At 44.3% G+C, this 19,906-nt stretch carries 14 protein-coding genes; 5 read left to right on the forward strand and 9 right to left on the reverse strand.

What is annotated here, in order from left to right; translation table 11 throughout:
- Positions 1–55: 55 nt before the first annotated feature.
- The 7 genes from OCU38_RS16265 to OCU38_RS16295 all read right to left on the reverse strand — a co-directional run bounded on the left by OCU38_RS16265 (position 56) and on the right by OCU38_RS16295 (position 6,645).
- Positions 56–709: a DUF3299 domain-containing protein gene (locus tag OCU38_RS16265; protein WP_261824517.1), complete on the reverse strand. Its 654-nt coding sequence runs from the start codon at positions 707–709 to the stop codon at positions 56–58.
- 169 nt (positions 710–878) lie between these two features.
- A complete protein-coding gene (locus tag OCU38_RS16270) occupies positions 879–2,273 on the reverse strand; it encodes a metal-dependent hydrolase family protein (RefSeq protein ID WP_261824518.1) in 1,395 nt (464 codons plus the stop codon).
- 276 nt (positions 2,274–2,549) lie between these two features.
- On the reverse strand, positions 2,550–3,545 hold the full coding sequence (locus tag OCU38_RS16275; protein ID WP_261824519.1) for a nickel/cobalt transporter: 996 nt from the start codon (positions 3,543–3,545) through the stop codon (positions 2,550–2,552).
- A complete protein-coding gene (locus OCU38_RS16280; protein WP_261824520.1) occupies positions 3,542–4,204 on the reverse strand; it encodes a DUF1007 family protein in 663 nt (220 codons plus the stop codon). The genes OCU38_RS16275 and OCU38_RS16280 overlap by 4 nt, the downstream gene beginning before the upstream one ends.
- 7 nt (positions 4,205–4,211) lie before the next feature.
- On the reverse strand, positions 4,212–5,087 hold the full coding sequence (locus OCU38_RS16285) for a metal ABC transporter solute-binding protein, Zn/Mn family (RefSeq protein ID WP_261824521.1): 876 nt from the start codon (positions 5,085–5,087) through the stop codon (positions 4,212–4,214).
- A 30-nt stretch (positions 5,088–5,117) separates the two neighbouring features.
- Entirely contained in the window at positions 5,118–5,960 is an 843-nt protein-coding gene (locus tag OCU38_RS16290; RefSeq protein ID WP_261824522.1) for a metal ABC transporter permease, read from the reverse strand.
- Positions 5,961–5,964: 4 nt separating this feature from the next.
- On the reverse strand, positions 5,965–6,645 hold the full coding sequence (locus OCU38_RS16295; protein WP_261824523.1) for a metal ABC transporter ATP-binding protein: 681 nt from the start codon (positions 6,643–6,645) through the stop codon (positions 5,965–5,967).
- A 555-nt stretch (positions 6,646–7,200) separates the two neighbouring features.
- On the opposite strand from OCU38_RS16295, the gene OCU38_RS16300 reads away from it, so the two are divergent.
- The 5 genes from OCU38_RS16300 to pbfA all read left to right on the forward strand — a co-directional run bounded on the left by OCU38_RS16300 (position 7,201) and on the right by pbfA (position 12,588).
- On the forward strand, positions 7,201–7,947 hold the full coding sequence (locus OCU38_RS16300) for an amino acid ABC transporter ATP-binding protein (RefSeq protein ID WP_315972566.1): 747 nt from the start codon (positions 7,201–7,203) through the stop codon (positions 7,945–7,947).
- Positions 7,947–8,744, forward strand: a complete 798-nt coding sequence (locus tag OCU38_RS16305; protein ID WP_261824524.1) for an amino acid ABC transporter permease — start codon at positions 7,947–7,949, stop codon at positions 8,742–8,744. Before OCU38_RS16300 ends, OCU38_RS16305 begins: the two co-directional genes overlap by 1 nt.
- Before the next feature lie 12 nt (positions 8,745–8,756).
- Complete coding sequence (locus OCU38_RS16310) at positions 8,757–9,581, forward strand: transporter substrate-binding domain-containing protein (RefSeq protein WP_261824525.1); 825 nt, start codon at positions 8,757–8,759, stop codon at positions 9,579–9,581.
- 201 nt (positions 9,582–9,782) lie between these two features.
- Positions 9,783–10,613 carry an amino acid ABC transporter permease gene (locus tag OCU38_RS16315; RefSeq protein ID WP_261824976.1) on the forward strand — a complete coding sequence of 277 codons (831 nt, stop codon included), beginning with the start codon at positions 9,783–9,785 and terminating at the stop codon, positions 10,611–10,613.
- 613 nt (positions 10,614–11,226) lie between these two features.
- Complete coding sequence (gene pbfA, locus OCU38_RS16320) at positions 11,227–12,588, forward strand: (R)-1-hydroxy-2-aminoethylphosphonate ammonia-lyase (protein WP_261824526.1); 1,362 nt, start codon at positions 11,227–11,229, stop codon at positions 12,586–12,588.
- Between the two features lie 120 nt (positions 12,589–12,708).
- Here pbfA and OCU38_RS16325 read toward each other — a convergent pair whose 3' ends face one another.
- Positions 12,709–15,192, reverse strand: coding sequence for a penicillin-binding protein 1C (locus tag OCU38_RS16325; RefSeq protein ID WP_261824527.1), 2,484 nt, complete (start codon positions 15,190–15,192; stop codon positions 12,709–12,711).
- Positions 15,189–19,835, reverse strand: a complete 4,647-nt coding sequence (locus OCU38_RS16330) for an alpha-2-macroglobulin family protein (RefSeq protein WP_261824528.1) — start codon at positions 19,833–19,835, stop codon at positions 15,189–15,191. The genes OCU38_RS16325 and OCU38_RS16330 overlap by 4 nt, the downstream gene beginning before the upstream one ends.
- Positions 19,836–19,906 lie beyond the last annotated feature (71 nt).

A 19,906-nucleotide genomic window follows, 5' to 3' on the forward strand; every position in this document is an offset into this window, starting at 1 on the left:
GAAAGCCAGTGCACGTGCACTGGCTTTTTGTTGTCATGGATTTTTATGCCTGCTATCAATGGTAATCCATCACCATAGAAGCCTGTAACTGATAGCCCATCGAAATATTGCTCGTGCCATCTACGATATAGACATCCTCTGTGGTTAATGAGGATTGCATTACGCCTTCCACCCACACGGGATATTGCACCGTTCGCATAGCGTAGCCTTTGGTATATGACACTCGCACAATTTGATTGGCAGGCGGAGGAGGCATATGAATGCACGCCCCTGCCACTGGCACCAATAAAAACTCAGTGGCGACCATGGCATCAGAGAATTGAATGGGCACTAAAAATCCGGGGATGCGCACGTTTTTACCATCAAATTCGGTGGTAAGAGACTGTGAGGCGAGTTTTTGCGCTTCAATGTACGCCTCACGCATTTTTAGCAGTTCAATGGCATCAATATTGTCTTGCTTGAGCTCTGCTAGCAGCGCCGTTAGCTGTTCTTCATCTGCGGGCTCAGTGGAGTGCATCAAAGTAAACACGTTTTGTATTTTACTTAAATGCTCACGACTCAGCTCTGGAAGCACAATAGGATTGGGCTCAGCCGCAGGTCTTAGGTTATCCCAATCGACTGTAATGGCAGTGCTGGCAATCGCACTATTGGCAAATACGTTTAAAGTGAACAACAAAAATAGAAGACAAATACACTTTTTAACATCCATGTTGACTACTTATATCCTTAAATAACTGTGTTAACGTCATTGAGCTAATCAGCAGGTCTATCGACTGGCTAACACATAACCTTGCAAGCCGATAAACCTGATATTGATTTACCTTTGTCTAAGTCACCCTTGCTTAAAGCTACCCTTGCTTAAGCTACCGTTATTTAGCCTATAAGGTATTTTTGTAAATCACGCCATCTTTCATGATCAGCTGAATAGTCTCTGGACTGTCCACACGTTTTTCCGCGCCAAACCATTTATCACCTGTACCCACCACTGAAAAGTCTTGCAGTGGGTTGCCATCCAGTAGCAATACATCGGCATACGCTCCTACTTCAATCACACCTAATTTTGCCTCTGGGTAAGGGTTAGTGAAGTCGCCCGTTAGCGTGGCAATTTCACCGCCGATTGAGGTCAAGGTTTTTAATGATTCATACGGGCCAAAAAAGTCATTGTTAAGCTTTTTCTCGTAGGCAATTTGGATATTACAAGCGTCGACAGAGCCTACACAGTCGGTTTGAAAACCGCGCTTAACCGGACACTTTTTCATGTTCGGAATGTAGTTTTTAAAAGACTCGGTAGCAGACTTCGCTTTGCGATAACTCGAAGGGACGTTTTTAATGGCGGGGATATCCATCAGGCCCGGATCAAAAGCGGTTAAGTTGGTGGTGATATACGCACCTTTGTCGTTCATCACCTCGGCAATCTCACAGTCAAACGAAAAGCCATGCTCAATGGACATGACGCCCGCATCAAGTGCGCCTAAAATGGCTTCTTTACGGTAAGAGTGCGCCATTACGTAACTGCCGTAGCTTTCAGCCACCGCGACCGCCGCAGATAATTCTTCTGGTGAACCTGCAAGTAATTGCCATGGGTCAAACGCTGAGACTACGCCGCCAGATTGCATGTATTTGAGCTGAGTGGCGCCCATGCGAAAGTTATTACGCGCGTATTTTTTAACATCCCCTACGCTATCTACCTCTTGCGCCATATTCAGGCGAGTAAAGTTCGACTCTTGACCTACTGGTGCAGAATAGTTGGCAAAATCAGCGTGCCCTCCGCGAGTACTCAAAAAGGCGCCTGACGGATAATAACGCGGTCCAATAATCTCACCGGCATCAATGGCGCGGCGCAAGCCACCATTTGCACCGCCAGCATCTCGCACTGTGGTAAAGCCTTGCATAAGATACATTTGCGCCATGCGCGAGCCGTGTATGGCAAAGTCTTCCCAGGTTTTACCTGACTCCATCGCTGGCAAACTTGGGCCCATTAACATTAAGTGAGCGTGGTTTTCAATAAAGCCTGGAGTGAGCGTTTTTCCCTTACCATCAATTATAAGTGCATCGTCACGGACAGTAATTTCGTCGCCAGAAATGCTTTTGATTTTATTCCCTTCAATCAAAACATGATGATTTTCATACAGTTTGTTTTCTGTACCATTAAAAATATCTACATTTTTAAATACCGTCTGCGGCAGCGGCGCTTGTTCAGTAGCCGCTTGTTCAGTAGCCAACGCCATAGAGGTCATCAGCGCGAGTGTTGATGTTAATACAACTTTTTTCATTCATAAATCCTTCTATGAAAAATAACTTAAGTTTTGGGGGACACAGCTAAGCTGTACTAAAGAAAAAGTTTAGTTGTATTTTGAGCTTTGAATGGTTTATTTTTCAGAGAAAGTTCAATTATTTCAATCACAAGAGAGTTATGTGAGTAGGTTCTCAATAATTGGTGAAAGGTTAGAGGTGTTACGCTACTTCAATACTATTTAGAAAAGAGATGCATAACAAAATCTGCATATAAAGAGTATTAAAGTAGCGCTAATAGAAGGCTTATAGAATCACTATGAAAAAATCGGGGACATCCCATAGCTAGGTATCACTATCAGTAACACCCCAAGCACGATCAAAAAGAGTCCGGCCAGACATTTCACTAATGTTGGCAATACAACGCTGATACTAGAACGCGTTGATTTGGTGTAATACTGGATAAATTTTCGTCCGGTGACCGTTAAAAAAGCGATACTGGACGTGGTTATGGCTGTGCCTATCGCCATTAAAAAAGCGCCGATGACCCCAAGCCAATACAGATGCGTTAAGTTTGCAAAGAACAGCACTAAGATAGCTCCAGAGCACGGTCTTAACCCTATACTCAAGATAATCATTAAGTACTCTTTCGGCTTCGAGATAGTATTTAATTCAGCAGCATTCGCTGAGTGTTTGTGCCCGCAAGCACAGTTGTCGCCATGTTGATGATGCTGATTGGCTTTACTCGACGCATACAGATACTTAACCGCGCTATAGATAAGCTGAATGCCCAATAGAGCTACCAATACGCCGCTGTAGGTGGCTAATTCACTGACTGTGGTATTGAGCTTGCGCATAGTTTGATGAAACACAAAAACAAACGTGCTGACCAAACCTACCGCAACAAGTGCCTGCACAACCGCAGAACACATGGTGATAAAGATGCCCGCTTTAAGTCGCGTTTCATTGGTTGCCAAATAGGTGCTGACCACCACTTTGCCATGCCCAGGGCCTAACGAGTGCAACATCCCATATAAAAAGCACACGCCTAATATAATGAAATCAGCTTTGCTATCACCGCTATAAAACTGCTCCGTCAGATAATCCAATGACTCTTTTTGCAGATGGATGCTGTTGAGTAAAATGACTGGCCACAAAAACCATAACGCCACAACAACAAGTGCCAACACGACAGCAATCACCAGCATAGATTTAGACATGCTCACTTTTGCTTGAGCCAGTGGTGCAGATAGTGGCTTTTGTTGAAAAATCGGCTGCGATACCTCAAGGGGAGTGATTTTATTTATTTTCATTTTGGCAACTGTCCATGTTTACAACTAAAGCTCAGTGTTTGGGTAAATACTTTGCCCAATTGGGTATCAGGAGTAGCGTCAACGGGTATCGACATGGCTTTATTGACTTGCGAAGCCGTTGGATGCGGCTCAATCAAAGATGAAGAGCAATAAGGGGCAAGAGTACTGGCAAATTGTACGTCACTAGCGGCTCGCCAAGACATATCCACATAATAAGAAGGGTCAAAAATACGCAAAGCGAGCTTTTTGCCATCAAATAGATAAGGTTTGTTTAACAGCAAGGTAAAGCTCAAAATCGCTTTGCCTTTAACTTCCTTTAACTTCGCATCAGTGACTTGTTGATATTTGAAAGAGTGTTTGCCTTCATCTAAATAAGTGAAGTCATGTGAAGGCCGCATGTTATCAATCACAGAGGCTGAAATTGTGTTCAACGTCTGTTGTCGATGTTCGGGCGACATATCTTCACCATCGAACAAATACGCAGTCGTCATCCTATCAAACGTCCATTCCATCTTAAAACCATCAATAGCTTGGCTATTGCCTAGTATTTGCGTCTTAGTATCTATCCACGAGTGCGGATGAGCCACAGCTGACTGGCAAAATAGCCACAGCAACAGGGTAACTAATACAGTTCGGAATGTCGGTTTGATAGGATGCATATTGTACCTACTTCATGCTATTGGCGATAACAGTTACGTTATGTTTAAAGGCTTTCGCGTAAGTATTTGCCTCGTCAGTCAAAGACAGTGCTTCTGGGTACAGCTCACCGCCCTCTTTCGCGCCACTTGCCGCCGCCACTTGCTTAACTAAACGCGGGTCGGTTTGGTCTTCCATAAAGTAAACTTTTACTCCTTCAGATTTGATCTGATTGATAAGTTCAGCAATATGTTGAGCACTGGCTTCAGACTCTGTTGAGTAGCCTTGTGGTGCTAGGAAATCCACATTGTATTGCGCGCCAAAATAACCAAACGCGTCATGGCTAGTCAGCACTTTGCGTTTTTCTCTTGGAATGGCGTTGAACGTAGTTACGGCCCAGTCATTAAGATCAGACAATTGTTTGATGTACTGCTCGCCGTGCTGCTTAAAGTAATCTGCATCTTCCGGATCTGCTTTGATCAACGCATTCATTACGTTAGTGGCGTACGTTACACCGTTTGCCATGCTGTTCCATGCGTGAGGATCAATGATCTTTTCACCATCATCAATCATGCTACGAGTTTGAATGCCGTTCGATGCAGTCACGACCTCGCCTTTATAGCCAGAGGCTTTTACTAAGCGATCCATCCAACCTTCTAAGCCCAAGCCGCTAACAAATACAACGTCAGCTTTGTTTAAAGTCACGCTGTCTTGCGGTGCAGGAGAAAATGAATGAGGGTCGCTTTCAGCGCCAATTAAAGTGGTTACCTGCACGTGTTCGCCGCCAACTTGCTGCACGATATCACCCAATACAGAGAAGCTCGCCACTGCATTGACTGTTCCCGCCATAGCGGTGCTGCTTGCTGCAATAGCCAAAGTGACACTTGCAAGTTTTAATAGTTTCATTGGGGGTTTCCTAATAAGTAATGACATCCATTACTGTCGAAGCATTCCTTTCTTGCTTCCACAGAAAATAGACAGAATAAAAATAAACATAGCGACCAAAATAATGGCAGGTCCTGCCGGTATGGATTGGAACCAAGACCAGCTCAAACCAAGTAGTGAGCTGACCATGCCAAACACAATCGAAATCATCAGCATATGCGGTAATCGGTCGGTCCAGCATCGCGCTGAAATGGCTGGCAACATCATTAAGCCCACCGACATTAACGTGCCGAGCACCTGAAAACCTGCGATAAGATTTAATACCACCAGCCCCATAAATAAGGCATGGATATAGATGGAATATCGACTTGAATAAATAGAGAAAAAGCTTGAGTTAAATGACTCATAAACAATCGCTCTATAGCAAATAGCCAGTGTTAATAGGGTGATGCTCACCACCACGCCAATAAAGACTAACGCGCCGTTATCCACGGCCAGCAATGAGCCAAACAATAGATGTAATAGATCAATGCTGTTCTTGCGATACGATACCAAGATCACCCCTAAAGCAAGTGAGCCTAGATACAGTCCGGCAAAGGTGGAATCTTCACTAAGTTTGGCGCGCTTACTGATCCAACTGGAGGTGAGCGCGACAAATAGCCCGGCAAAAAAACCGCCGACACCCATATAAAACAGTGACATTCCTGCAAAAAGGTAGCCAATGGCCACGCCCGGTAATACCGCGTGCGACAGCGCATCGCCGACTAAGCTCATGCGGCGTAATAGTAAAAATATACCCAGTGGTGGTAAGCTAAAAGACAGCACGACACAGGCAACAAGTGAGCGTCGCATAAAGCCAAACTGGCAATACGCATCGAGAATATGAATGGACATAGTGTTAGTCTGTTACCTGATTTACGTTATTTTGTTCAAAAATCGCCTGTCCATTACTCAACCGGATAATGTCAGTAAAGTAGCTTTCAACCATTGAGATATCGTGCAACACCGCCACAATGGTTTTACCCTTGCGGTGAAGCTCTAAAATGAGATTTAAAATCAACATTTGGGTATCTTCATCAATACCGGCAAAAGGCTCATCCATTAGCATTATTGGCGCATCTTGTACCAATAAGCGGGCAAATAACATGCGCTGAAATTGCCCTCCGGATAAACAATTGATGCTGGTCTTTTTAAGCTCGGTAATCCCGACTTGTTCTAGAGCCCAATCCACGTTTTGCATGTCTTTTTTCGACAAACGTCTAAAAATGCTTTTTCTCGGCCAGCACCCCATAGAAACCACTTCAAACACATTGATTGGAAAATCCTGATCAATATTTGATTTTTGTGGCAACCAAGCAATGCCTTTTTTGTCTACATTTTCTAGGCTTGTGGTGCCTGAAATAGCAGGAATTAACCCACAGAGTGTTTTCAATAACGTTGATTTGCCTACCCCATTCGGCCCTACAATGGCAGATAAAGAACCTAGCTTTACCTGACCGGATATGGAGTGACACACTGCTTTGTTCTGATAGCCAATGACTAAATCATTAAAGTGAATCATGCTAGAGAGATCGCCCATTTAATTGCCAACCATAAAACGCAAAGCCCTACCGTGCCCAGCAACACTCGACTGAGTGCAGACATCGCCAGCAAATAACGCTCGTCATTGGTGTTTTCAGTTGCTTTGATATTCATTAAATGTGATAGAGTTCAAATAATTAGGTCGGACGTTATAACATAACATTTTTGATTTGAATAATATCGATGTTCAAGCACTGTAATATCACATTCACTAAGCCATTGTTTAATAACAATAAAAAGCAGTAGACCTTCATTTTCTGAATTTAACTTTGCTAAATTGCACGAAATAACAACATTCTGTACTTAACAATAGAGATAGTTTCATCATCATTGATGTTATACATAAAACTCAGCACGCCCAGCTAAATCAGCAGCGCAAGGGAGGTTATGGAAGAGTTCAGTAGTCACTCTAGTAAGCGATTAAAAGTATTAGTGCTAACCCATAATTGGCGTAAATATCCCATAACAGCCTATATTTATTCCTACTAATGTCGTCAAATTCATGTGCATTGCCGTGGCTAAATTGATAAGGTGATCGACACATGCACTACCAATGACTAATAGTTTGAATAATCAACAAGGTATGGTTAAGTTCCAATCGCTTAACAAGTGGTACGGCGATTTTCACGCCCTAAAAGACATCGATTTATCAATCCACAAAGGCGAGATTGTTGTGATCTGTGGCCCGTCAGGCTCTGGTAAATCAACGCTTATTCGTTGCATCAATCAGCTTGAGCCTTTTGATAGCGGTGAGCTTAACGTGCTTGAACATACCTTACCCTGCCCGTTTAAAAACCCCGGCAAGGTGGGGATGGTTTTTCAACACTTCCACCTATTCCCGCATTTAACGGTTCTTGAAAACCTCACTCTTGCGCCCATTCGCACCCTAAAGAAAAGTAAGCAAGAAGCAGAAAAAGTGGCGATGCACTATCTAGAGCGCGTGCATATTCAAGAGCAAGCACACAAATATCCAGTACAACTTTCTGGCGGACAACAGCAACGCGTCGCGATTGCACGCTCTTTGTGCATGAAGCCTGAGCTATTATTATTTGATGAGCCCACTTCTGCCCTTGATCCTGAAATGATCAATGAGGTACTTGATGTTATGGTCGATCTTGCCAAAGAGGGAATCACTATGGTTTGCGTGACCCATGAAATGGGCTTTGCCAAAAAAGTGGCCGACCGCGTTATTTTCATGGATGAGGGACAAATAGTGGAATCAAATAGTCCGCAGGCATTGTTTGAAAACCCGCAACACAAGCGCACGCAAGCTTTCCTCAAGCAGATCTTAAGCTACTGATGTTTGGGCGTATTATTAAACCCACCCTGTTTGCCATACTGCAAATCATTGTTCTGGTAGCGGCAGTCACTTGGATATTGAATTCGGGCGCACAGGCTATGGGCTATCACTGGCAATGGGATAGAGTGCCGGATTACATTGCCATCTATGAAGATGGTCAGTGGTGGTCTGCCGAATTGCTCGACGGGTTACTAGTCACGATACAGATCTCTTTGATTGCTCTCGTGGCCACGCTAGGCATAGGTTTAGTGACCGCGCTTCTCAGAAACTCCAATTCAGTGGTGGGCAGAGCGTTAGCCACCGGCTATGTGGAACTGATTCGTAACACCCCACTGCTTGTGCAAATTTATCTTTTGTATTTTGTGTTTGGCCCCGTCATTGGGCTAGATAGATTCAGCACCGCAGTATTGGCACTGGCACTGTTCCAAGGCGCGTATACTGCGGAGATTTTCCGTGCGGGACTAAACAGCATTGCTCGTGGGCAATTTGAAGCGGCTCACTCTCTAGGCTTATCCCGCCTATTCACCTTTTGGGATGTGATCCTGCCACAAGTGATTCAAAGAACATTACCTCCATTAACCAATGAGGTGATTTCACTGATTAAAAACTCTTCTATTGTGAGTGTTATGGCGGTATTTGACCTAACCACACAAGCCAGAAACATTGTTTCTGAAACTGCGATGCCCTTTGAGATTTGGTTCTCGGTGGCCATCATTTATCTTGCGCTTACTCTTTCACTCTCTGCCATCGCCGCTTGGTTAGAACATAAGCTTGGCGCTAACTGGCGAACCCAATAAGGACCACTCAGCATGAAGCTATTTAAAACCGCAATTACGGCACTACTGGCGCTCGCTGTCAGCTTGCCTGCATTTGCGACTAATACGCAAAATTCAGCTACACCAAATTTAGACAAAATATACGATAGAGGCACTTTGCGAGTTGGCATGTCGACCTTTGTCCCTTGGGCAATGCGCAATAAACAAGGCGATCTGATTGGTTTTGAAATTGATGTAGCCAAACGCTTAGCCGCCGATTCTGGCTGGAAAGTAGAATTTGTGCCAACCGCTTGGGACGGCATTATCCCCTCACTGCTCTCACAAAAGTTTGATGTGATCATCGGCGGTTTATCCATTACCGAAGCTCGCTCAAAAAGTGTTCTGTTTACTGACCCTTACTCACACTCTGGAGTACAACTGGCAGCCAGTAAAGAACTGGCAAAGGGCTTTAATAAAGTATCAGATTTTAACTCTCGCCGCATCAAAATAGCGGCACGTCGCGGCGCTGTTACCGTGCAAGTGGCGCGTGAAACCTTCCCTAAAGCGAAGATTCTTCAATTTGATGATGAAGCCCAAGCCTTTCAAGAAGTGCTAAATGGCAATGCACAGGCGGTGATTGCATCCAGCCCTAAACCTGAGCAGGAAGCCATCAGGCACTCGGACTCACTATTTATTCCGTTTACTGAACGCCTATCACAAGGCAACGAAGCCTTTGCAGTGCGTTTAGGCGAAACCGATAAAGCGGAGTTCTTTAACCAATGGATCAAAGATCGCACCGAAGATGGTTGGCTAAAAGAGCGCTATGAATACTGGTTCTCTACTCTAGATTGGCAAGATCAAGTGGCTCAAGGCCAGTAGGCTAACCAATAAGTGAACCGTGCTTGTTAGTAGTGGGCACAGTTCACTTAATATTCAATTAAAACAACGCCATACAAAGCAATTAACATTAGGAATAACGTGAGCAGACGCAACACACCCACTAAAGCAGCATCCACTAAAGCAACAGCTCTCGCTAGCAAGCGCTATTGGTATCAGAGCCTCAATCTATTAGACGGTGTCTTGCTGGCCATTATTGGTGTGTTCCTCGCTTGGCTATATTACCGCTCCGCTGTCGGCATCAATTACCATTGGCGATGGCAAGACGCTATACGTTTGATTTTTGTTCCTCCTTCTGAGGGCAAGCTCCCTTACTTCTTCCAAGGTCTAGTAGCAACACTGCGCCTGAGTCTTTGGAGTATGGTGCTTGCACTCTCTTTTGGCACCCTGCTTGGCATTGCGAGGCATTCAAAACTGGCGCTATTTAAAACTCCTGCACTGCTGTTTATTCAGTTGGTACGCAATATTCCACCTTTGGTGTTTGTGTTTATTTTTTACTTCTTTATCTCCAATCAACTGATCCCGCTACTGGGCTTACAAAGCCTGCTTCGTGAGCACCAAGGCGACCTTAATGGCGTGCAGCAGTTTCTATTTGGCCCAGCGAATTTGTGGGAAAACTTAGCTTCGGGCGTCATCTGCATTGGCTTATTGTCATCGGCCTACATAGCGGAAGTGATTCGCGGCGGCCTTGAAAGTATACCTAAAGGGCAATGGGAAGCGGCCGACTCTTTAGGTCTCTCTGGGCTTGATAAATATCGATTTGTGATAGGCCCGCAGGTGCTCACCGCCATTACGCCACCTTTGGCGGGACAAACTATTTCTCTGGTCAAAGACACTTCGATTGTCTCGTTAATTTCCATACAAGAGATGACCTTTGTCGGCACAGAGATGGCCAATTCATCAGGAATGATTTTTGAGATCTGGTTGATTGTTGGCGTTGTGTATTTCTGTTTGTGCTTTGCACTGTCACGCCTGTTTAATCGAATAGAAAAACGCTCTAGGGCTTATTTGTAGTAGCTCACTATTGCTAGCGATAGATGCAAGCATACGTTCATTAGGACGTATGATGCTTATGCCATTTGCTCAGCATAAGCGGGCTCTTTTTGTTTGGTTTTATGTAAGATTTTACATGTTGTGCATGACCTCACTTACTTGATAACTCACTCTGCACCCATAACATTCAAACCTACTCACCGGATCTCACACCAATTCTCTCTCAGTACTTGAGGAACGCCTCCACACGCTTCCACTGCGGCAATAATTTCTTTAAATCTCTCTATTTCACCTTAACAATCCGTGCTGGACTATACCACTGGGAATTTAGCCATAAATAGCTAGATTGCTGCTTAATAGAAGCAAGATTCACACATTTCGTAGCAAAATTAAGTTCAGATCACCCGTAAAACAATACATCACTGTCATTTAGCTGTCATATTAAAACTCTAATCTTTACTTAAAGATCTGGTACAGACCAATTAAATGAGTTACAAATAAGATACAGAATCGTTTTATTCATAACTCATTCGACACATTAGTCGCTAAGCGAGTCTAGGAAGCCAGCACAGGAAAGAGTGTGGCACTCAATACGATTTAAAGCCTACATGTGAGATTTTTACAGGAGAAATCAATGCAAGAGATTAGCAGAGAGCAAGGCGATATTAACTTGTCCCAACGTCGCCAAGATTACCAACAGCAGGCGCTTAGCCCACAGGCGGCAGAGCTTATCCAACGCGATAAAAACGCATTTTTACATCAAAGCCTAAGTACGCCAGTGATGCACGCGATTGCCAAATCAGACGGTGCTTATATCTATGATTTTGAAGGGAATAAATTTCTCGATTGCCATGGGAATGGTGTGCATGCTGTCGGTTTTAATAACGATTACGTGTGCGAAAAAGTCGTGCAGGCATTGCGTGATAAGAACACTTTTACCTCTCGTCGCTACACCAATACCAATATTGTGGCGCTTGCAGAAAAGCTCATTGAAGTCACACCAGACGAGCTAGACCGCGTCTCATTTTGTCCGGGAGGCTCAGAAGCTATTGAGCTTGCTGTATCGCTGGCTAAGTCATACACAAAAAAATGGAAGACGATCTCCTTTTGGGACTCGTATCATGGCAATGGCTTTCAATCGGCCAGTCTAGGCGGCGAGCGTCTATTCAAGCAAGGGCTTGGACCTATGGTACCCGGCGCGTTGCACGTTGAATTCCCAAATTATCAGAACAACCCATGGGACTTTACCGACCCAAGAAAAGTCGATGATGAGATCCTTCGTCAAATGGAAATCTTATTTGAAAAAGAAGGCGATATCGCGTGTGTGGTGGGCGAGCCGATCAGTGCTACACCCAATATGCCCACTCAATACTTCTGGAAAAAAGTGAAAGAGTTGTGCGAAAAGCACGGCGCACTGCTTATTTTTGATGAGATTATCGAAGGGTTTGGTCGAACAGGTAAAATGTTTGCATGCGAGCACTACGTCACTCCAGATGTGCTAGTGATGGGCAAATCTTTGGGCGGAGGTATAACGCCGTTTGCTGGCATAGTGACTAAAAACAAGTTCAATGTCTTAGAGACTCAGTCTATTGGGCACTATACCCATGAAAAGAATGGACTGTGTGGCGCAGCAGGTCTGGCAACTCTTGAATACATCGAGGCTCATCAACTTGTTGATAATTCACGTAAGTTGGGTGAAAAATTAATCGATGGATTCAAACAAATGCAACAAGCCTACCCTATGGTCGGCATGGTGGATGGCATAGGTCTACATATTGGCGTTGAGATACTCGCGTTAAGTGGGTCTGGCGAACGTGGCGTCGATGAGGCTGAACGCATCATGTATCGATGCATGGAGCATGGTTTGGCGTTCAAACTGATTGAAAAGAGCGTCATCACCTTGCGCCCTTCTCTGGTTATCACTGAACAAGATGCGCAATTTATCCTAGAGACCATTCAAGAAGCGATTGAATACGTGATGAATGAATCTAAATAATTTGGCTCAAGCTACATTTGCCTGAAATTAAAGCTGGTTCCGCGATCCTATCTTTCATGAAAATAGCACTATCGCAAAGGAACCAGCTATTTATAAATACAACTGAACTGACGTGTTATATTAGTGAACCGTAATACTTACCGAGCTGCAGGTATTGTTATTACAGGCTTTGATCTCATGCTTACCTGATAATGAGTGTGCATCTATTTGGTTTGCACTCACATTGCCATCTAAATACCAGCGTACATCTGGGCTAGAGGCTTTTAGTGACAGAATTTGTCCTGCATAGGGATAAATATGACTGCCGTCTTCAGGCTGAATAATATCGATAAAGCGTTGTGACTTAGAGTGCACTTTCTCCCATGACAACAGCTCTTGCGGCCAATTATTTGCTACAGATAAACGTTTATCTCGGCGCAGCGTTCTTGGCGTAACGCCATCAATAGTCCACGCCAAACGTTTTTGCTGACAATTGGCTTTCGAAACCATCTCAGCGGCTAAACCACTCGGCCAGCAAATTGACACTTGCTCCACAGCTTTAGGTTTTTCTACCACTGTCACGTCTTTAGGCAATAAATCAAACACATCGAATAAGATTGGCGCAGCCATAGTGGCGCCGGTTTGCCCAACATATGGCGAACCGTCAGGTCTGCCCATCCACACCCCTACCGTATAATCATTGCTGGTGCCAATAGCCCAAGCATCACGAAATCCAAAACTGGTGCCCGTTTTCCAACCGATTTTTCTACCAAATTTAGCGCGAGGTCTATCTGGCGAGCGTATATCTTGCAAAATAGTGCGCGTGATCCAAGCACTTTCAGAAGTGAGCAATTGCGCCTGTTCTATTTTATCGAACTGACTGAGTCTCGGCTTTATCGCGACGCCTTGACGGCTTAGAGCGGTGTAATACATCACCAACTCACGCAGCGTTGATCCACCGCCTCCTAACACCACAGTTAAATTCATATCAGGCAATCGTAAAGATGAACCCAAAATCTGCATTCGTTTGACAAATTTAGGCACTTGGATTTCATTTAGCAGATACACAGCCGATAGATTTTTTGAACGTTGTAAGGCTTCAGTTGCTGATACTCGTCCCTGAAAATGTTTATCAAAATTCTGCGGTTTATAAGTGCCAAACTGCATCGGAATATCCATCAACAAACTTTGCGAATGAATCAATCCTTGCTCCATCGCTTGCGCGTACACAAACGGCTTTAACGTAGAACCAGGAGAGCGAATCGCTTTGGTCATATCAACATGCCCATAACTGCGAGAGTTATCCATATCCAATGAACCTTTATAAGCAAGCACAGCGCCAGTTTTATTCTCCACCACCATCACCGCCACAGACAAATCATTAGACAAAGCCGTAAACCGCTGCTTAACAATAGCATCAACATTTTGTTGCAACTCACTCTTTATAAACGTCTTTACTGAAGAGAGATTCGGTGCCTGTCCCTGAATTAAATTCGGTGTGTGTCCTTGGATCTCTTGCTGTGAATTAGCCGCTTTAAACTCCTCTGCTGAAGAAGAATTCAGTGCCTGTCCTTGAATTAAATTCGGTGTGTGTCCCTGAATCTCTTGCTGTGAATTAGCCGCTTTAAACGCCTCTACTGCAGAAGAATTCAGTGCCTGTCCTTGAATTAGATTCGGTGTGTGTCCTTGAATCTCTTGCTGTGAATTAGCCGTTGTAAACGCCTTTGCTGAAGACGAATTCGGTGCCTGTCCCTGAATTGATTTAGGTGTGTGTCCTTGAATCAAGTTGTCATTTGTCTGCTTAAAATAAGCAAGCTGGTGTTTTCTTAACTCACGAGCCAATAAGGGAACTTTGCGCTTAATTGGCTCTCGCCCGGCAATTACCGCCTCTTTACTTAGCAGTTGATATTCTGACTCGGAAAGCATGTCATTGGCGATCAAACGTCTTAGTACCTTATTGCGAGCACGCTGAGCATTTTTGGGGTGACGATCGGGGCGATAGACACTTGGTCGTTGTGGAATAACCGTCAGCAATGCAGCTTCAGAGATGTTTAAATTTTTCGATGACTTACCAAAATAGCGCTGACTGGCCGCTTCAACGCCTTCGATATTGCCTCCCATAGGCACATGGGTTAGGTACAAGTTCAAGATTTGTTGCTTGCTGTAGTGCGCTTCAAGTTGCAAAGCGCACAATATTTGAATGAGCTTGCCCCCATAGGAGCGATCGATAGGGTAAATGATACGCGCCACTTGCATGGTCAGCGTCGAGCCGCCAGAGACGATTTTTCCATACCGAATCCGCTGATATAAAGCGCGGAACAGCGCCGGAATATCCACCCCAATATGCGAATAAAAACGGCTGTCCTCATAAGCAAGTAACGATTTTAAATACAGCGGTGACACCTCACCTACCGTCACCGGAATGCGAAAAGTGCCTGTGTCATCGGCAAACTGGCGCAGTGTATCGCCTTCCGCCGATAACACATTAAACGCGACGCTTTTAGGGGTAGCACTTGGCAAAGGAAAAGCCCAATTAAGCACTTTCCAAGCCAAGGCTAAACCAATAATGAGTGCAACTATGGCCAATGCCACAGTTGCAACCCAACGTTTTACAGGCGAACTCATTTGATTTGAATACTAGAAACAGAACCAGGCTGATACACAAAACGCTCAGGCGCATACATATCTTCAATAAACAGATTTGGCACCTCTGAAATGCCTTGAGTCTCAGCGCGCATTACGTAATAGAAGGTGTATTCATAGCCACGCGAAAAATCAAGGGAAGTCACATAGCGGTCGTTTCTAAACTCTTCCATTTCTGCGCCAGATGACACAAAATCCAGAGATTTCAATAGCTCTTTAGAGTCCGTGAAATCTGGGTTTTCAAGCACCATCCCCGCCGGTAGATAATCTACTAACATCGCTTTATCGATATTCTCTTTCAGGTTAACCACGACTTTAGCAATGATTCTATCCCCAACATGCAGTGTAGCGCGGTTTAAGCGTTTGCCTTTGCTATCAAAATAGGTTCTAGACACCTGTTTAAACTCTACCGAACTTTGCAACGCATTAGGGTCGGCGTACCCGTCAATAGATTCGGTCACATAAGCCACATCGTGTGATTCATTTTGAAATCTATCCCCAAGCTGCATAGAGACAGCTTTAGACGATGGCACAAGTTGGCCGTTTTTAGAGATTTGTATTGGTTTTTTGTTCAACGCTTGCAAATCAAAACCGGCCTTGGCTAATGCATAGCGCTCTTGCGTACTAAAATAGCTACGTTTATTCAGCGCTTTAAAGATCGCTTTTGCCGACTCAATGCGCAGTTCAGACATTTGACGATTAATCGGCCCTTGTTTTTCTAAGTCACTGACTATCGACACAATTTTAGCGCGCGCCGATAACAACGAGTCGTAGTAATTATCATCATGCAGCTCAATAGCGTATTCGGCTTGTCTAAAGTAGTCTCGGCTACTGCGCATATCTCCAAGGCGATAGAACACCGCCCCAAGATAAGCATTACTAAGGCTATTAAATACAGGCACCTCTTTTAAATACGTCTTAGCATCAGAGAATGACAATTTCCCGGCTTGAGTTAACACATAAGCGGCATACGCTTGATCATTGATTCCAACCTCTTGGTTAAGGTCACCATAAATGTACTGGCGCATGCGTCTAGTGATTTTATCCAACACTGAGTTACTGACCATATTTGGGTAGCGCTCATTCACCGTAAACAGGAAGCTTGCCACATAACTTGTCAGCCAAGGTTCTTCTTGCGAATACGATCCCCACAAGCCAAATCCACCTTTACCATTTTGATAATCAGCCAAGCGCAACACCGCTTTTTGCAGCATATCAACATCACTTCGCTCCTCTAACACCTCTTTTTTCAGTGACACTAGTGAGGCATCATCAAGCAACCAAGGGTAGCCCGTACTGGTGGTTTGCTCTACACAGCCATAAGGGTAGTTAAACAAGCCTTGTACAAAAGCGGTTGGCTCTATCTCTGGCACTCGACTAAACGAAACAGTGCTAATGCCATGATCTTTAGGTAACACACCTTGCCACTGGGCACGCGTTATATTGACAAAATCCCCTGCCGCTAACGTTCTGGTAGTCTTTTTAGTCACATACGGTGACGGCGAGCGCACTGGAACGCGCCAATTTCGCTCAATCTGATAAGCGCGGCTATTCACTGATAAAGTCAGGTTGGTCATGGTCACTTTATTACCGGCCTCCACCTGCACCGCGAAGTGCGCTTTTTGTTGTGGTGCAAGTTCTAGCACTTTCGCGCTTTGTCCGACTAATCGAATACCATCATCGGCGCGCAAGCTAAGCGTCACTTTCTGCATTTCTTTAGTTTGGTTTGACGCTTCTACCATCACTTGGCTTTGATTATTGGTGGCAAAGAATCTAGGTATTGAAAGTTCGGCGACAATTGGCGCACTTACCGTCACATTCTGCACTTTTTGTCCAAATTTAGCCCCTGCAAAAACCGTTGCTACCATTTGCACTTCGCCGTTGTAATCGGGTATTTGCAACTGAATATTCGCTTCACCTTTTTGGTTTAATTTCACCGCTGGCAATACCTGATTAAAAGTTTTGCTTTCCACTAAATTATTAAGCGGTTTACTTGAATTAATCCCTTCATCACCACCATAACGGTGACGAATAAATGGCGAAGGGCGAGACTCAAACTGTCGAGAGTACAAATCAATAATATCCGCACCTAAACGTTTTTGTCCGTAGAACCAATTGAATATATCAGCCACTTTATAGTGGGACATATTGATGATCCCTTTGTCGGCAACGGTTAACACTACGTATGCGTCTTTAAGGTTGGCAGCATTGTCCACTTTGACTTTAATTGTTTGAGTAGTAAAAGGTTCCAGCCTTTGCGGCGCTTGAATAGACACAGCCAGTTTCCGATGGTCACGGAACAGTTTTACCGGAGCAACCGCTAACGAACGGCGCACGTACGCCTTATCAGAATTAACAAGCGAACCAATCAGATATAGATCGTGACGATCAATATTATTCGGCAATCGTAAACGAATGTTTTGCTTACCTTTTACTTGCACCGTTTTATGCAAATAGGTTTTATCTGCCACTAATTCTAACGATACTAACCCAGCCCTTGGCGACGCCACTTGCACATTGATGTAATCACCAGCTAAGTAGCTTTCTTTATCCAATTTCATTGACAGTTGATCAGGCTTAACTGGAATTTGCGTATCGCCATCTTCCCAACCTGCATACAATGAATACACGGTTTCTTGACCACTTGGCGCTACCGCCGTAATGCGATAATCGCCCCACTCTACAGGCACCACAAGCTCATTGTGTTGAGCATTAACATGCATCACTTTAGATTCTGTCACGCGCCAGTTATCGTCACGACGCAAATCCCAACCAGAGCTTTGGTTAAACACCCAGTAATAGCCACCTCGGTTACGTTCAACCTTAATGCGGACATCGCCCGATAAAGTATTCTCACCTTTATCATCAAGCAGCAACAGACTGAATTTAGCCTTTGTAAAATAGCCAAAATCCTCGGAGTTAGGTTTTAAACCGACAATGGATTTCCCGTTTGATACCAATAATTTATTAATGCGCGTAGTGGTTGCGCCGCCCGTTTCAAACAACTGATTATTAGTCGTTAACATTGCAGGACCGTCTAATGCGTCCTTAGAAACTGCGTTAAGAGTAAAATGCGCCTTACCCTGTTTATCCAGTTTTAAATCAATATCATCTGGCGCATTCGAGCTTGAAATGTATTTTTGCTTACCCACCAAATAATGAGCGTATTTTCCCGGGAAAGAAGCAATAGAACGCAGTGTTGAACTGATGGTTAAGCGATTGCCATCCGCCACTTGCCCAAACAAGTAACGTCCGCTCGCCTGCCCTTTTATTGGCTCACCAGCCATAACTAAATGAGGAACAGATACCGTCAAATCCATCCGCTCAGGGACAAATTCTTGCACGTTAAAATTAAAACTGCCGATCACCGCTTTTGATTGACGAGTCGAACGTACTACCGCGCTCCATTTACCCAGTTTTGCGGAAGCAGGAATGGTAAAGCGATAGTTAAAGAAGCCTTTTTGTGATTCCTCAATATTACGTGACAGTATCACTTTCCCGTCAGGCGCAATCACCTCCATAAACAGAGAATTCAGCGCCGTTATTTCGCCTGACTCTTTACGTAGTACAATATTAAGTGGCACCTCCTCACCCGGTTTAAACAGATCTCGGTTAGAGAACATGTAGCCACTCAATGATTTAGACTGCTGACCATCCACTTTAAAGTCAGAAAGATCCAGCGGCACCTCTTTCATTGGCAATACCGCAACACTCGCGCCGCTTTGCACCACAAACACATCTTCACTAGAACGCTCACCGTAATCAAACTGTACGAAACCATCCTTTAAATAGGCAATATCACGAACACCATTTTGCCCCACAATGCTCACTTTGGCCGATTGCAACGGTTTATGAGTAGCAAGATCAACTGCTTGCAACGACACTTTTTTATCAAACACTTTCGCTTGCACGCCAATATCTGACAACAACACATGAAAAATATCAGGACTATCAAAAGAGTTAGACGGCTTAATCGCAATAATGTACCAACCGTTCGCCAAATTATCCGGCAACTTCAAATTAGTCACCGTTGAGGCATTTTCTTTGGCAGCCGGAAGTTTAAAACTCAAATCCGTTTGATGGGTAAAATTCTTTCTAAGACGCTGCGCCGACCAATTACTTAGCGTTTGAGAGTAAAAATAATCCGCAAACAACTTAGGCGTATCATCCACACGATAAATAGACGCAAGCACACCCGTCGCATTCACACTTTCAATAGGAATCGCGCGATCGCCAGTAGCATTAATAAAAGGCCCCTGCCCCAACACCCGCACCGAAGGCGACGCCTCATAAATATTGATCGTCTCAAGCGATCTTAGATCCTCTCGGTCAAATCCCGCCAACGACACCGAATACTCCCCAACGCCAAAGTCATCAATAGACAACGACTGAAAAGTACGGTCTTCGGACAAAACCCAAGCACGATGAACCCGCTTTTTATCTTTAACCACTGGTAAATCAAGAGGATGCGACAACGCCCCCTTCAAGCTAACTACAATGCTAGTCTTGCCATTAATCTTGCCTTCCGTCACATCCGTAACCGTAGCGGAAAACACACTACTGGCAAAAACCAACATATATATAAGAGTGAAAAACTGAATGAATAACTTGCGATGAATTCTCATTTCAACGTCCTTTTAGATTCTACCAATCCATAATAATTTGCTATGCAAAAAAGCATGTATTGATTTCATCA

Source organism: Vibrio neonatus, assembly GCF_024346975.1.
Lineage (GTDB): Bacteria > Pseudomonadota > Gammaproteobacteria > Enterobacterales > Vibrionaceae > Vibrio > Vibrio neonatus.